This window comes from Paenibacillus sp. OT2-17 (assembly GCF_009827695.1).
Classification (GTDB): Bacteria; Bacillota; Bacilli; order Paenibacillales; family Paenibacillaceae; genus Paenibacillus; species Paenibacillus polymyxa_B.
The window spans coordinates 41,781-56,944 of the sequence record NZ_WUDQ01000010.1 but is presented as its reverse complement, the minus strand read 5'-3'; the positions used below and the strand labels follow the sequence as shown (position 1 = coordinate 56,944).

14 protein-coding genes, 1 rRNA gene and 1 other RNA gene are annotated in these 15,164 nt (G+C 46.2%); 1 reads left to right on the top strand and 15 read right to left on the bottom strand.

The window, feature by feature from the left end:
• The 15 genes from GRP75_RS05105 to rpoE form a co-directional block, all read right to left on the bottom strand.
• A 16S ribosomal RNA gene (locus tag GRP75_RS05105) occupies window positions 1–114 on the bottom strand; the annotation flags it as partial.
• 362 nt (window positions 115–476) lie between these two features.
• Window positions 477–752, bottom strand: a complete 276-nt coding sequence (locus tag GRP75_RS05100; RefSeq protein ID WP_025719099.1) for a pro-sigmaK processing inhibitor BofA family protein — start codon at window positions 750–752, stop codon at window positions 477–479.
• On the bottom strand, window positions 749–1,060 hold the full coding sequence (locus GRP75_RS05095) for a DUF2508 family protein (RefSeq protein WP_025676300.1): 312 nt from the start codon (window positions 1,058–1,060) through the stop codon (window positions 749–751). Before GRP75_RS05095 ends, GRP75_RS05100 begins: the two co-directional genes overlap by 4 nt.
• 214 nt (window positions 1,061–1,274) lie before the next feature.
• On the bottom strand, window positions 1,275–1,874 hold the full coding sequence (gene recR, locus GRP75_RS05090; protein ID WP_013308227.1) for a recombination mediator RecR: 600 nt from the start codon (window positions 1,872–1,874) through the stop codon (window positions 1,275–1,277).
• Between the two features lie 27 nt (window positions 1,875–1,901).
• Window positions 1,902–2,213, bottom strand: a complete 312-nt coding sequence (locus tag GRP75_RS05085) for a YbaB/EbfC family nucleoid-associated protein (RefSeq protein WP_013308226.1) — start codon at window positions 2,211–2,213, stop codon at window positions 1,902–1,904.
• Between the two features lie 43 nt (window positions 2,214–2,256).
• A complete protein-coding gene (gene dnaX / locus GRP75_RS05080) occupies window positions 2,257–4,008 on the bottom strand; it encodes a DNA polymerase III subunit gamma/tau (RefSeq protein WP_028542567.1) in 1,752 nt (583 codons plus the stop codon).
• 158 nt (window positions 4,009–4,166) lie between these two features.
• An RNA gene (gene ffs / locus GRP75_RS05075) (signal recognition particle sRNA large type) lies at window positions 4,167–4,433 on the bottom strand.
• Between the two features lie 110 nt (window positions 4,434–4,543).
• The gene (gene rpmE, locus GRP75_RS05070; protein WP_025719104.1) at window positions 4,544–4,741 is read right to left on the bottom strand and encodes a 50S ribosomal protein L31; all 198 of its coding nucleotides are present in this window, start codon (window positions 4,739–4,741) and stop codon (window positions 4,544–4,546) included.
• A 156-nt stretch (window positions 4,742–4,897) separates the two neighbouring features.
• Window positions 4,898–6,169 carry a radical SAM family protein gene (locus tag GRP75_RS05065; RefSeq protein WP_053324367.1) on the bottom strand — a complete coding sequence of 424 codons (1,272 nt, stop codon included), beginning with the start codon at window positions 6,167–6,169 and terminating at the stop codon, window positions 4,898–4,900.
• Between the two features lie 95 nt (window positions 6,170–6,264).
• Window positions 6,265–7,602 (bottom strand): transcription termination factor Rho, encoded by a 1,338-nt coding sequence (gene rho / locus GRP75_RS05060; RefSeq protein ID WP_028542569.1) that lies wholly within the window; start codon window positions 7,600–7,602, stop codon window positions 6,265–6,267.
• Between the two features lie 258 nt (window positions 7,603–7,860).
• Window positions 7,861–9,114 (bottom strand): UDP-N-acetylglucosamine 1-carboxyvinyltransferase, encoded by a 1,254-nt coding sequence (locus GRP75_RS05055; protein WP_013308220.1) that lies wholly within the window; start codon window positions 9,112–9,114, stop codon window positions 7,861–7,863.
• A 239-nt stretch (window positions 9,115–9,353) separates the two neighbouring features.
• Window positions 9,354–10,208 carry a class II fructose-1,6-bisphosphate aldolase gene (gene fba / locus GRP75_RS05050; protein WP_013308219.1) on the bottom strand — a complete coding sequence of 285 codons (855 nt, stop codon included), beginning with the start codon at window positions 10,206–10,208 and terminating at the stop codon, window positions 9,354–9,356.
• A 247-nt stretch (window positions 10,209–10,455) separates the two neighbouring features.
• Window positions 10,456–10,824: a response regulator gene (locus tag GRP75_RS05045; RefSeq protein ID WP_013308218.1), complete on the bottom strand. Its 369-nt coding sequence runs from the start codon at window positions 10,822–10,824 to the stop codon at window positions 10,456–10,458.
• A gap of 213 nt (window positions 10,825–11,037) precedes the next feature.
• Complete coding sequence (locus GRP75_RS05040; protein ID WP_028542570.1) at window positions 11,038–12,639, bottom strand: CTP synthase; 1,602 nt, start codon at window positions 12,637–12,639, stop codon at window positions 11,038–11,040.
• A gap of 403 nt (window positions 12,640–13,042) precedes the next feature.
• The gene (gene rpoE / locus GRP75_RS05035; RefSeq protein WP_013308216.1) at window positions 13,043–13,594 is read right to left on the bottom strand and encodes a DNA-directed RNA polymerase subunit delta; all 552 of its coding nucleotides are present in this window, start codon (window positions 13,592–13,594) and stop codon (window positions 13,043–13,045) included.
• 404 nt (window positions 13,595–13,998) lie between these two features.
• On the opposite strand from rpoE, the gene GRP75_RS05030 reads away from it, so the two are divergent.
• Entirely contained in the window at window positions 13,999–15,159 is a 1,161-nt protein-coding gene (locus tag GRP75_RS05030; protein WP_028542571.1) for a S8 family peptidase, read from the top strand.
• Window positions 15,160–15,164: the final 5 nt, after the last annotated feature.

Sequence of the window (15,164 nt, the reverse complement as noted above, 5' to 3'; positions counted from 1 at the left end):
ACCCGTCCGCCGCTAGGTTGTTTAGAAGCAAGCTTCTAAACAACCCCGCTCGACTTGCATGTATTAGGCACGCCGCCAGCGTTCGTCCTGAGCCAGGATCAAACTCTCCATTAAAGACCAACCGAAGTCGGTTTATAGAAAGAGCGATAAGCTCATTTTGAAACTGACGAGATAAAAATATCTCTTGTTTGATTTTGCGAACAAAATCGTTTTACTCACTCGTTGTTCAGTTTTCAAAGATCAAACCTGCATTATGTCTTACTTTGTTTCACCACCGCATCTCAGCGGCGACTTGATTAATATAACACACATTCGGGATTTAAGTCAACACTTTTTTTTAAAATTATTTTTTAATTTCATTCAAATGTTGTTCTCACAAAAAATTCCCGGGCTTTAAGGGCCGAGAATTAATGTATCACATTTTTGAATTCGCCGTCAACTATATTTTAAAAATAGAAACAATAACATTAAAGTTTTCATATGGCCTGTCCGAATAATACTATTTTCAATCCCAGTAAAAGGACAATCCCAGGCAAACCTAATATCGTTACCGCCCCCATTGTCACTGGATTGATCGGGATGTACACCTGCGTAATCCACCCTGAATAATTGATAACATACAATGCGATGGCTGCCAGGCCCATATGCGCCCCGAATACTACAAGCCAGCCGATACCCAAACGTTTTTTTAAGATTAGAAATAGTAGCATCCCGACACAGGCAATCAGAACAAGCCAGACCGCCCCTTTCATTCAGCTCTCCGCTTGTGAACACGATCCGTATCATTGGCATACCCAGGTTCATCTGCAGGCAGATGAAAACGATGCAGGCCTTGCTGTTTCGCGCTTTTTAAATGTATCTGATATTTACGTTCTGCAGCTTCTAGAACAAATATAGCGTAGTCGATCTCATCTTTACCCGTAGCTTCATGAAATAAACGATGCGCTCTTAGCCATTCCGCATGCGAAGCCCGAATCTGGGCAAACAACTCCTGCCGATACTCCGCTTCTGATTTGCCATTCTCCTGACGACGGAAATTTTGTTTCATCCGTTCCCACATCCGTTCATCCTCCTCACAAGCTGAATTATGTGCACAGTCTGCAAGACTACCTTATTCATACTTATTGAACTAAGGACAAACTTAGAACCAGGAACCATCTATACTGCCATCTATCACCGCAAATAAAAAAGGAGCCATAGCGGCTCCCCCAAGTAAGTCGAGAATGCCCAAAGGACATTTCAGACTCCCTATTTATAACGTATAAATACACCTATTAATTGAGCTCTCTACGGCCTTCCAACGCTTTGGACAGGGTAACCTCGTCGGCATACTCCAAATCTCCACCCACTGGCAATCCATGAGCAATACGAGTAACCTTGATTTCAAAAGGACGCACTAGCCGAGAAATGTACATGGCCGTGGCCTCTCCTTCAATGTTCGGGTTCGTAGCTAAAATCAGCTCCTTGACGCGTTCATCACTGAGTCTGTTCAGCAATTCCTTGAGTTTGATATCCTCAGGACCAATTCCCTCCATAGGAGATATCGCCCCATGAAGCACATGGTAAAAACCATTAAACTCTTTGGTACGCTCCATAGCCACCAAATCCTTGGAATCCTGAACAACACAAATGACGGAGGTATCCCTCGTCTTATCCTGACAGATCCGACAAGGATCTGTGTCCGTAATGTTGCCGCAGACTGAACAGAAGTGAAGATTGCGTTTTACATTGACCAGCGCTTTGGCAAAGTCAATCACATCATCTTCCTTCATTTTCAGTACGTGAAAAGCCAACCGGGCAGCCGTCTTCGGCCCTACTCCCGGCAGGCGCGTAAAAGCATCAATTAGCTTTGCAATCGGCTCCGGATAATACAATAGCGTGTTTCTCCTTTATGCAGCAGACTAGAACAAGCCCGGAATTTTCATGCCGCCTGTAAATTTACCCATATCATCATTAGCCAGTTCATCTGCTTTGGACAAAGCATCATTGACAGCAGTCAGCACAAGATCTTGCAGCATTTCTACATCATCAGGATCTACAGCTTCCGGTTTGATCGTGATGGACAACACTTTTTTATGTCCATTTACCTCCACCGTCACAACACCGCCGCCAGAAGTTCCTTCGATTACTTTTCCGCCAAGCTCCTCTTGGGCTTTCAGCATTTGTTCCTGCATTTTTTTCACTTGCTTCATCATTTGGTTCATATTGTTCATTTCAATCATCTCCTTTAATGAAGTATACATCTAGAAACTTGATTCAATCTTTAATGACTACTAGGTCTTCCCCGAAAAGTTGAATAGCTTCATCAATCCAGGGCTCCTTGGACTTTCCCGGCGCATCATGCTCCGGCTCCAGTTGCAATTCTTCGGCAGGCTGGTCGGAAACTCCTTCAATCGCAGCATTCCAATCCTTTTGCATCATCGTTACTAAACGATAAGGATGACCCAACTGCTCATGCAATACCTTCTCGATGACCTGCTTATTGGCAGGCTTTTCGGTAGTTTCACGATGAATATTGTTCTTAAATGCAACCAGCACACTGTCCTCTAACACAGAAACTGGCTCACCATCCATAAACCAAGCATGAACCGTAACTTTCGCCTCTTTTACCCCTTGCAAAATCTGGCTCCACTTACGTCCTGCTGCTGCGAATGCTTCGCTCGACTTCTCAGCGATATAGCGATCCAACTGAGAAGGAAGCTTGGCTGGCGCTGAAATCCGCGGAGCAGGGGCACGCCCCCCGGAAGCCTGACGACCACCCGACGATGCTTCCTGTCCCGCTCCAGCGCCCAATCCACCTTGCAGCGCGCGCTCCAGTTTCTTTTCCAGCTCAGCAAGCTGACGCTTCAACATTACCACATCTTCCTGATCAGCTGCAGCGCCAGAGCGTTGTGCGGTCGGCTGAGCAACAGTTCCTGCTTCCCCCGGAATACTGCACAGCTTCAATAGAGCTACCTCAAACAAGGTTTGTGGCTGTACGGCATATTTCATCTCACTCTGATAACGATTAAGGGTGTCAATCATCGCAAAGAGTTGCTCCTTGGTAAAAGCATCTGCCACTTCCTTAAATCGCTCTGGATCCAGCACTCGCTCCGTCATTTTGGTCGCCTGAGGCACCATCTTGATCATTAGCAGATCTCGGAAATAGTACAGAAGATTCTCCATGCACTTATCCGCACTTTTACCTTCCTGCATAAAGTTCTCGATCATTTGGAGCACCGTGCCCACATCTTCTTTCAGCAATGCCAAGGCAAGCTTACCGAATTGCTCGGACGCAATACCTCCCGTCATATCCAGCACCTGCTGATAAGTAACCCGACCATCTGTAAACGAGGATATCTGATCTAAAACGCTAACCGCATCTCGCATCCCGCCATCTGAAAGACGCGCAATGTACTGCAGTGCATCCGAATCAGCCTGTATGTTCTCCTGTTGACATATCAGGTCAAGCCGCTCTGTCTGTTCTTCCAGCGATACCCGCCGGAAGTCAAACCGCTGGCAACGTGAAATAATTGTCGCCGGAATCCGATGTGGTTCAGTCGTAGCCAATATGAACATCACGTGTGGCGGCGGCTCTTCCAGCGTCTTGAGCAGCGCATTGAACGCTTCCGTCGTCAGCATGTGCACTTCATCAATGATATAAACCTTGTGCCGCACTTCTGTGGGCGCATATTTGACTTTATCGCGCAAATCACGAATCTCTTCAACGCCCCGGTTGGAGGCTGCATCAATCTCCTGTACATCCATGACCGCTCCGGCCGTGATCCGTTTACAGGCTTCGCATTCGTTGCAAGGTTCCGGCGCAGGTCCATGCTCACAGTTGATTGCCTTGGCCAAAATTTTGGCCGCACTCGTCTTACCTGTTCCTCGTGGACCGCTGAACAGGTAGGCATGGGACGTGCGATTTTCGCGGATGGCATTCTGCAATGTCTGGATAATATGCTGTTGTCCTACCATGTCCTTGAAAGCCTGCGGCCGCCAAGCACGGTACAACGCTATATGTTCCAATGCGCGTTACCCTCTTTCCCATTCACTTTCATGACCATTCATGGTCACTTCATTATACTATACTCCCGTCCGAATCTAAACCAGACACCTTCCAATTTATAAAACACAAAAAAACATCTTCGCAATGATTGCCAAGATGTTCTAATTACCAATATATACCGTGCACCTGTTATTGATCGTTGTGATCCGAGCGGCAATCCTGAACAGCAACTCGGGCTAGGCAACCCTCCGGCACAAGAGTGGACCTGCTTATGGCTGCTTCCTTCCGGACCTGACCAGGTTCACAAGTACTCATTGCGGAGGACCCAGCCGTCAACATTGTGCGCAGGGACCAGCCTCACATCAACAACACCTCTAACAGGAATTCAACCTCGCTATAGCGGATTGCGAGTTACAGGGCACCGCTGCCTCCCCATCTAGCACGGTGAAAATAAGTATATCTTAAGGCCGCATAAAAAGCAAATACACATTATTACAAAAAGAGCCCTCTGCAGTTGCAGAAGGCTCTAATAACTTTATAACCTGCGGTAATCCATTAGATACCGTATTTCTTTTTGAAACGATCCACGCGTCCACCAGCATCAATAAATTTCTGCTTGCCTGTGAAGAATGGATGGCAGGCGGAGCAAATCTCCACACGCAGAGATCCTTTCACAGAACCAGTTTCAAACGAATTTCCACAAGCACAAGTGACATTAGTTACGTTAAAATTTGGTTGAATAGCTTGTTGCATTGAACTTTCACCTCTTTCCGCCCTGAACGTCCTATCAGTCCAGAGTTGTATGAACACATGTTCACATTATAGCACTTGAATATGAGCGTTTCAACAACTCTTTTCTGCATTCAAAGATGGCATAAAATAGGTGTGTTTCAAGTTACATCGACCATTTTAGGCCTTGGCAAATTTGGGACGTGCCAGCCCTTGTGGCGGTACATGAGTGTAAGAACCGATGACTACATCAGGCAGCTCCTCACGATAAATCTCAAGCATTTGCTTCATACCAAGAATCTCACCTTGAGCAGGTGGAATCAACTCCAGATAGCTTTCAGGATCGATATTCAAGTTACGCATTTGAATCAGCTTGAGCTTAGTACGTTTGGCAAATTCAATCATTGCCTCAATTTCTTCCTCTCGGTCAGTTACACCCGGAAAAATCAAATAGTTAATCGACGTATATACTCCCTGCTCAGAAGCATAACGAAGTGATTTTTCCACATTAGCCAACGTGTAGCCGCGCGGCTTGTAATACGCATTGTAGTGATCGTCCAGTGCACTAATGGTACTGACGCGCATCAGATCAAGACCCGCATCCACGATTCCCCGGATATGATCGTTCAATCCCGCATTCGTATTGATATTAATGTATCCCATATCCGTAATGGAACGCACCTCTTTGATCGAATCAATAATCAGTTTGGCTTGTGTGGAAGGCTCACCTTCGCAACCTTGGCCAAAACTGATGATGGACTCCGGTGTCTTCAAATGTTCCAGCATAACTTCTACAATTTCTTCGACGCGAGGACGGAAGTTCATTCTTGTCTGCGGAGATACGAAACCACTGTCATCCGGCTGTTCAGATATACACCCAAAGCAACCCGCATTACAAGAATAAGATACCGGAACTCCACCTTCCCAGCGATTCAGGAATGTGTTCGAGGAAGTAAGACATTCGTAGCCCAGCGCACAGTTAGACAAATGTTGGTACAGCCGATTTTCGGGATATTGCTCCGTCATCCGCTGCACACCCAATTTAACTTGATGACGGTCACAGTTTTCCGGATTCCACTTGGATGGACTGTCACTCTGCTCTGCCGTTACATAAAATGCCCCATCTTTCCAGACTACAGCCGAATAACCGAACAAGGGAAGTTTGTACTCCTTATCGGTCTTCACATATCCCGGCAGGCACAAGCGTGTAAAACCTTGCGGCAATAAAGCCCCTACTGCTTGCATATCTCCGGGAAGAGAAACCATTTCCCCTGTTTCAGGGTTCATACCGACCGGGCGAGTGCTGGGTAGGCTTACCAATGTAGCTCCTTCCGGTAACGGAATAAGCTCATCCTCCATGATTTCAACAATCATGTCTGCACTACGGGCAAGCCCATACAAAGAAGCATGATCATATACATTGCCTTTTTCGTCGGCATACACCAAATACATTATGGAGCTCCTTTCGCTCCGTTAAGCCTACGCCATTAACAAAATGAATGGTAACGACTGTGTGCTTACGGAACAGATAAAATACATGATGGGTTTTAGTTGGTTGTGGCCGGGACTGACGCTGTGGTAGAACGCGCCGTTCTCCGTTGTTGCCCACCAGAACTGCTTTGCGAGCCACTGGAAGAAGGTGCCGTCAAATCAAACGAAGCCAAAAACTCAGCATTAGTTTTGCTATTACGCAGCTTTTTGAGGAAGCCTTCCACAAATTCATGGCTTTCCGTCATATTTTTACGAATGGCCCAGATGGTATCCAATTCTTCCTTATTCAACAACACTTCCTCACGGCGTGTGCCGGAACGACGAATATCAATCGCAGGAAAGATACGACGTTCTGCCAGCTTGCGGTCCAAATGCAGCTCCATGTTGCCTGTACCTTTAAACTCCTCATAGATGATATCGTCCATGCGTGATCCTGTGTCAATCAGCGCTGTAGCAAGAATCGTCAAGCTACCGCCTTCCTCCACATTCCGAGCCGCACCAAAAAAGCGCTTTGGACGGTGAAATGCCGCCGGATCAATACCCCCGCTCAAAGTACGACCAGAAGGAGGGATAACGAGATTGTACGCACGAGCCAAACGTGTGATGCTATCCAGCAGGATGACAACATCCTTTTTATGTTCTACGAGACGCAGTGCACGCTCCAACACGAGTTCTGCCACTTTGATGTGATTTTCAGGAAGTTCGTCAAATGTAGAGGCCACAACTTCACCTTTAACAGAACGCTGCATGTCGGTCACTTCTTCGGGGCGTTCATCAATCAACAAGACAAAAAGCTCGATCTCGGGATTGTTGGTAGAAATGCTATTGGCAATTTCTTTGAGGAGAAGCGTCTTCCCAGCTTTGGGAGGTGCTACAATGAGTCCGCGCTGTCCAAGTCCGACAGGGGCCAGTACATCCATAATTCTCGTAGACAAATGGTTGGGGGAAGTTTCAAGGACTAATTTGGTTTGCGGATACAGTGGAGTCAGTGCAGGAAAATGTAGCCGCTCAGCAGCTTGCTCAGGACTTCTTCCATTGACGGCGTTAACTTGAAGCAATCCAAAATATCGTTCATTCTCTTTTGGCGTTCGGCATTTACCGGAAACAAGATCGCCTGTCCTCAAGTCAAACTTGCGGATTTGTGAAGCAGAGATGTAAATATCTTCGGTACTCGGGAGATAATTGATCGGCCTCAGAAAGCCGTAACCTTCGGGAAGGATTTCCAGAACCCCCTGCATAAACATCAATCCGCTCTTCTCAGCTTGTGCGCGCAGGATGGCGAAAATTAATTCTTTCTTTTTGAGCGTTCCGTAGTACGGGATCTGGTATTGCTTGGCCAGCTTGTACAGGTCGGTCAGCTTCATTTCTTCCAGATCGGAAATTTGCAGATCCATATAATAACCACCTATTCAATTATTAAGTCCATTCATACATCTAAATGATAGACAATGATATCATAAACACCATTAACATAATTTTAACCAAAACAAATAAAGTTATGCAGCCACCTGCCTGGATTATACCGAATTATTCCGGTTTTCCGATAAAAGATTGTTAGGTATGAACCACAATCTTTTATCAAGCAGCGGCTGCATAGGTGTTGCCCGTTCTATTGCTTTCGTCCGGGAGTTCGAAAAAATTGCATGGTTTAATTATTCAGTTTGCCGCCATACATCCGCGCCCAAAAGACGCAGGTTGGAGACAAGGTGATCATAACCACGGTCAATGTACTCGACACCCGTCACCTCGGTTACGCCTTCGCTTACTGTAAGTCCAGCAATGACAAGGGCCGCTCCGGCGCGCAGATCTGCTGCTTTTACTTTAGCTGCATTCAGTTGACCACCCTCTATAATGGCGGACCGACCCTCTACGCGAATTTTAGCCCCCATTCGCACCAGCTCAGGAACGTGCTTAAAACGATTGCTGTACACAAAATCGCTCAATACACTGACACCCTGTGCTTGGGTAAGCAAGCTGGTCATGGGAGATTGTAAATCTGTGGCGAATCCGGGGTATATCAAGGCTTTAACGTCGACATGTTCATAGGAAGGTGCACCCAGTACGCGAATACTTTCATCATATTCCTCGATGCCGATGCCCATTTCCTGCATTTTTGCAGTGAGAGCCTCCATATGTTTGGGAATTACGTTGTCAATCAATACATTTCCACGGGTTGCCGCAGCGGCAATCATATATGTGCCCGCTTGTATACGGTCAGGTATGATCGAATGACGGCAGCCATGCAGCTCCGACACACCTTCAATTCGAATCGTTTCCGTACCGGCGCCTTTAATAATGGCCCCCATGGAGTTTAAAAGGGTTGCTACATCTATAATCTCAGGCTCTTTAGCCGCATTTTCAATAATTGTGGCGCCTTTGGCACGTGCTGCCGCCAGCATAATATTAATGGTAGCGCCTACGCTGCTAACATCCAAATAAATTTTGGTTCCGCGCAGTTCTTTGGCGTGCAAATGAATAGCACCGTGCTCGTTCGTAACCGTGGCACCCAACGCTTCAAAACCTTTGATATGCTGATCAATCGGCCGGGGTTCGAAATTGCACCCTCCTGGCAAACCGATGATCGCTTCCTTGAATCTGCCCAGCATGGCTCCCATCATATAATAAGAGGCTCGTAATTTCTTAACAGGCCCATTCGGCATAGGAATGGATTTAATAGAGGAAGGATCTATTTTCATCTGGCTACCTTCCCAGGTAACCGTTGCACCAAGTTCCTCTAGTATTTCGGAATACACCGCCACATCACTCAACAGTGGCAAATTGTCCAAAATGACTTCCGACTCTGCCAGAATGGCTGCGGGAATCAAGGCGATGGCACTGTTTTTGGCACCGCTGATGGAAACTGTACCTTGAAGCGGCCGTCCACCGGTGATCATCAATTTTTCCATAAGCTTGAGGGTCCCCCTACGTGTTTTGCAGTCGGTCAAACAATAAACTCAAACAATAATCTCAAATCATAAACTTTTAACTTTTTTAGTGGTGAAAATGGAAAGACACCGGCTAAGCGGTGTGCTTTCCATACCAAACTATTCAACTGTACAGATTTAAATATTTTGTGCAGTAGAACTACAGTTACAACTAAAAAATGCATCTAGCCTGTGCAGAAGCACGACCAGTTGATTCATTATTACGCTTTGTTGTTGGAACCGAACTCACGAATTTTACCGATAACGGTTTGTTTAATCGCTTCACGACCTGGAGCGATGAATGTACGTGGGTCATAAGCATCCGGTTTCTCAGCAAGCACTTCACGAACCACTTTCGCAAATACGATTTGGTTCTCAGTGTTTACATTGATTTTGGAAGTTCCCAGGGAGATTGCTTTTTTAATGTCATGTGTTGGGATACCAGTACCACCGTGCAGAACGAGTGGAAGTTTGATTGCATTGCAGATCTCTTCCATTTCTTTGAACCCGAGGTTTGGCTCGCCTTTGTAAGGTCCGTGTACGGAACCCAGTGCAGGTGCCAGCGTATCGATACCTGTTTCGTTAACGATACGCAGACAGTCGTCCAACTTAGCGTACATTACGTCGCCGACAACATCATCCTCTTGACCGCCAACCATTCCAACTTCAGCTTCAACGGAAACGCCTTTGGAATGAGCATATTCTACCACTTTTTTCGTTGTAGCAATGTTTGTGTCGATCGGGCTGTGGGAATCGTCAATCATAACGGATGTGAAACCAGCGTCGATAGCTTCTTTACATTTTTCAAAGCTGGAACCGTGGTCCAAATGGATCGCAACTGGAACGGTGATTTTCATGTCATGAATAAGACCTTCTACCATTTTAACAACAGTGTAGAATCCGCCCATGTGACGTGCTGCGCCTTCAGAAACACCCAAGATTACTGGGGATTTTTCTTCTTCAGCAGCGCCCAAAATAGCTTGAGTCCACTCCAGGTTATTAATGTTGTATTGACCTACTGCATATTTTCCTTCGAGTGCTTTGTTCAACATGTCTTTCATAGATACCAATGGCATGGTTACAGTCCTCCTAAAGGTGTTTGGGTTTGTCTATATTTTAGCCGACATCACATACGGGCTTATTATACCACAACCCATGTTAAATACTAAACAAGCTTTTGCATATCAACACATACAAAAATCACGCCCAGGACGCCGTTTTTCCATAGAATTGTATAAGGAGAGGATTTACTTTCAGTATTTCCCATAATCACAAACAAAAAACCCTGTTGTGTTAACAGAGTTCTCAACCATAGTGACTCACCTAATCACCTCTGAGTTGTTTGTTCACAGCGATCCGCATTTCGTCAATATCAAAGGGCTTGGTAAAATGCATTAGCGCACCTAGCTCCGTCGCCTCTTTAATCATGTCCAGTTCTCCATATGCTGTCATCATAATAACCTTGATATCAGGATTCATGGTTTTTAGATGCTTCAGAATTTCGAGTCCGTCCATACCTGGAATTTTCATATCGAGCAGAACCAGATCAGGTGGTTCCTTCTCAACAATTTCAAGTGCAATTTTTCCGTTCGCCGCCTGAAAGGTCTCATAACCCTCACTTCCGAACACTTCCATCAATAAAATCCGTATTCCATTCTGGTCATCGACGATTAATACTTTCTTCTTTTCCAATGTTTTAACCTCCTAAGATCTTAAAACGAGGATCATGCAGCTATTGCCATAACAGCGTCCGATGACGTACAATATCCGTCCCATACCTAAAACTATATTCGCTCCTGCAAAAAGAAAATCCTGCTCTTATACATAATTGTGGAATATTCTTTCATAATCAGGAAGCATGGGATAAAAAAAGACCTCCCTGAGGAGGTCTTACAAGCCCAAACATTAACCTTGAAGCTGCAATGCTGCCTTTACAAATTCACGGAACAAAGGCTGCGGACGATTCGGACGGGAAGTAAATTCTGGGTGGAACTGTACCGCCAGGAACCACGGATGCTCAGGGAGCTCCACAATTTCCACCAAGCGTCCATCCGGTGAAGTACCGGAAATACGAAGACCTGCTTTTTCAATAACTTCACGATATTCGTTATTGAATTCGTACCGATGACGGTGTCTTTCGTACACCAGCTCGTCGTTGTAACAAGCCGAAGCCAAGGAACCTTCCGCCAGTTTGCATGGATACAAGCCAAGACGCATCGTACCGCCCAAATCTTCGATGTCTTTTTGGTCAGGAAGCAAGTCGATGACAGGATAATCCGTAGCCGGGTTAATTTCCGAACTGTTGGCTCCTTCGAGACCAGCCAGGGAACGGGCAACCTCAATGACAGATACCTGCATACCCAGACAAATGCCGAAGAACGGAATTTTTTGCTCCCGTGCATAACGGATGGTACTGATTTTGCCTTCAATTCCGCGATCGCCGAAGCCACCCGGTACGAGAATGCCGCCAATGCCGCCCAGCATGTCAGCTACGTTCTCGTCCGTCACTTCTTCAGCGTTCACCCAACGGATTTTTACGTCTGCATTCGCATCAAATCCAGCGTGGGAAAGTGATTCAACCACACTTAAATACGCATCATGTAATGCAACATATTTACCAACAATAGCAATCTCAACCGTTTTATCCAGCTTGCTGATTCGATCAACTAACCCTTCCCATTCGGTCATATCTGGTGCAGGTGTTGTCAGCTTGAGGTGGTTAACTACGATTTCATCCAAGCCTTCTTCACGCAGGTTCAACGGAACCTCGTAGAGGGTTGATGCATCGCGGCATTCTACCACTGCATTCGCATCAATATCGCAGAATAATGCAATTTTTGCCTTCATATCGGAGGACAGTTCATGCTCTGTACGGCAAACAATGACATTCGGTTGGATGCCGATGCTGCGCAATTCTTTTACACTGTGCTGAGTTGGTTTGGTTTTAACCTCACCAGCAGCTTTAATATAAGGAATGAGCGTTACGTGAATGTACATTACATTCTCGCGCCCAACTTCGCTTTTGAGCTGACGAATAGCTTCCAAAAATGGCAAGCTTTCAATATCGCCCACAGTACCGCCGATTTCTGTAATAATTACGTCCGAACCTGCTTCACGGCCTGCACGGTACACGCGCTCCTTGATTTCGTTCGTAATATGAGGGATAACCTGCACCGTACCGCCCAAATATTCTCCGCGACGTTCTTTGCTGATTACGCTGGAATATACCTTGCCTGTTGTGACATTGCTGTTCTTGGACAGATTAATATCAATAAAGCGCTCATAGTGTCCCAAGTCAAGGTCCGTTTCCGCACCATCATCCGTTACAAACACTTCACCGTGCTGGTAAGGACTCATCGTACCCGGATCGACATTCAGGTAAGGATCAAATTTTTGAATCGTTACCTTCAGTCCCCTGTTCTTCAAAAGCCTCCCCAGTGAAGCTGCCGTAATCCCTTTGCCCAAGGAAGACACAACCCCGCCTGTCACAAAAATATACTTTGTCACTGTTCAAAACCCTCCTAGATAAGATGCAAAATTCAGGCGACATTATGATGTTATCGTAACCCGTTTGCACGGATTATCATCCATGAAGAAGGCAGCGGAATCATTTTCCATGTCCGCCGCCCTTAGCCCTCTTTCATGAGTGAAAACACCCCTATAAAAAACAAAAAAGCACTCCCGTAGTACGGGGCACTTTTATACAAAAAGCAAACATATAAGTGAATCAATCATAAGCCCAAGCAATAGTTTACCCCGTGTCCAATCCGCTGTCAAGGAAGTTATCTGTGTTAATTTGTCCATTGAACCAGATTGGAGAGAATCCACCTGAAAGCTTTAAATCAGAAGAGGTTTTCAAGAAAACGGTCATGAAAAAGGGGAGAACGCATCTCCCCTTACAGCCTGTTTCCTAACGAAGCGAATCGTCGTCTTCCGTCGACTCATCGTCATTTTCATCTTCTGAATCTTCCTCATCACTGAGGTCTTCATCGTCTATAACCACGTCTTCATCACTATCATCATCATCTTCTTCTCCGTCGAACAGCTCATCTTCGCCATCCTCGTCTTCGCTATCTGCATCGAAGTCGTCATCAGAGTTGTATGTTTCTTCTTCCTCATGATAGTCATCTTCATCGTCATCGTCTTCGTCGTTAATAATACGAGGACGCTTGGCTCCTGTCAGGGCATCTTCGGATTTATCTACCGGATACCAACGTTTCAAGCCCCACAGATTCGTACCGACACAGGCAAAACGCCCGTCAATGTTGATTTCAGTATATAGCTGAGCAATAACGTCATTAATTTCTTCGTCGGAAAAGCCACGCAATTTGGCGACTTCCTTCATCAGGTCACGGTAATAATACGGAGTATTGGCTGCTTTCAATACCATAAATGCCAAATCCACCATTGGAGTCTCGTGGACTTTCTCCGGGTCAATCTTCAAGTTGAGTGGGGTACTCACCTAGGGACACTTCCTCTCACACGTAATTCACAAGAACATGTTTCAGAGCATACACGATACATGCAATACTAACATATCCATTATCAAAACTAAGTAAAACCTATTTGGAAGCAAATTGCAAGTTAAAGATGGGTATCGTCATAATTTCCAGTAATATCCCTCTAAACAAGACGGCACACATAAAAAGACGGGGTCCCCCCCGTCTTCGACTGTACCCGCTCCGGGAGAACCCCCCAAAGTTGTTGCACAAGAGCTTATGCCCTCCATGTATCGTATGTGTCCACGGTCACTTTGACACGACAAGCAGGCCTATTTCCATAAAAAAGGGGCAGGTTTCCCATGCCGCAGCTGACGCTTGCTCATACAATACCTCAGCATGGCTCATCGGAGGGGGACCGTCTCAAATGGACTATCCGGATTTTTTGCAGCGTTTGCATGAGGGTATTTCGGAGCCGTCCGGCAGTGGACGGAACAAACAGATCATCACGTTCGATAAGCCTCACCAATACCGGGAATGCCTGTCCTATCTCAGGAAGCTGAAACCCGAGCTTGCGGGATTACGGCAAGTACAACCGGCCCGACTAATCCGCGCTTTAATCGCTCCGCTTTCAGGGGGAGACAGGCTAGGCAAATATCACAACGGTGTTACCGTTGAAGAAGATACCCGCATGAAGGTCCACGCTGAAACTGCTCATATACCAAAAGCAGAAAAGAACCTTTACATGCCATGGGGAGTCAAACAGGTACGTGCATACAAGGCTTGGCCTTCCTCGACAGGGAATCGGGTCAGAATCGGTGTGATTGACACAGGAGCGGATTTTCAACATCCTGATCTTCGTCATTCTCTCGCCAGAGGTATTAATTTGCTTAACCGAACCATGCTACCCTATGACGATAATGGCCATGGTACTCATATTGCTGGAACTATCGCGGCGTCCAACTATGACGAAGGTATGGTCGGCGTAGCACCACGGGCTTTAATTCATCCCGTAAAAGCATTTGATCATAATGGAGCTGCCTACGTCTCCGATATCATTCTTGGTATCGACTGGTGTGTATTAAATCGTGTCGATATCATCAATATGAGCTTTGGTATGAAGTCGCGCAGCAAGGCACTACTTGATATGGTGAATAAAGCATATCATAACGGCATCGTGATTGTAGCGTCCTCGGGAAATGAGGGCAAGCGCCGAAGTATTGACTATCCAGCCCGCTATTCCCAGACGATTTCAGTGGGGGCTACTGACAAATACAGACGCATCGCACCTTTCAGCAACCGAGGGCAATTTGTAGATGTGTACGCACCGGGCGAAAAGATCACCTCCTCCTGGATCCATGGCAAGCATCACGAAATGAGCGGTACCTCTATGGCTACTTCCCATGTGACCGGAAGCATCGCACTTCTCCTTTCACTGAGACCGGAACTGGAGCCTGGAGAAATCAAAGCGCTGCTTAAGCGTACCGCCACACCGCTACGCCTGCGTAAAAGCGCTGGACGCAGCTCTATCTCCACCAAACTTGGCGAAGTCGACGCCTTCCGATTGATGCAGGAGGGCACGAAGTAAATGAT

What these genes read in the sequence shown, in the direction of transcription:
- GRP75_RS05065 (WP_053324367.1), bottom strand. Translation starts at nt 6,169, where the DNA reads ATGTATTTGGTGTATGCCGACGAAAAAGGCAATGTATATGATCATGCT.
- GRP75_RS05095 (WP_025676300.1), bottom strand. Translation starts at nt 1,060, where the DNA reads ATGTGGGAACGGATGAAACAAAATTTCCGTCGTCAGGAGAATGGCAAA.
- rpmE (WP_025719104.1), bottom strand. Translation starts at nt 4,741, where the DNA reads ATGCAACAAGCTATTCAACCAAATTTTAACGTAACTAATGTCACTTGT.
- rho (WP_028542569.1), bottom strand. Translation starts at nt 7,602, where the DNA reads ATGGATCTGCAAATTTCCGATCTGGAAGAAATGAAGCTGACCGACCTG.
- GRP75_RS05030 (WP_028542571.1), top strand. Translation starts at nt 13,999, where the DNA reads ATGGACTATCCGGATTTTTTGCAGCGTTTGCATGAGGGTATTTCGGAG.
- fba (WP_013308219.1), bottom strand. Translation starts at nt 10,208, where the DNA reads ATGCCATTGGTATCTATGAAAGACATGTTGAACAAAGCACTCGAAGGA.
- GRP75_RS05055 (WP_013308220.1), bottom strand. Translation starts at nt 9,114, where the DNA reads ATGGAAAAATTGATGATCACCGGTGGACGGCCGCTTCAAGGTACAGTT.
- GRP75_RS05085 (WP_013308226.1), bottom strand. Translation starts at nt 2,213, where the DNA reads ATGAACAATATGAACCAAATGATGAAGCAAGTGAAAAAAATGCAGGAA.
- GRP75_RS05100 (WP_025719099.1), bottom strand. Translation starts at nt 752, where the DNA reads ATGAAAGGGGCGGTCTGGCTTGTTCTGATTGCCTGTGTCGGGATGCTA.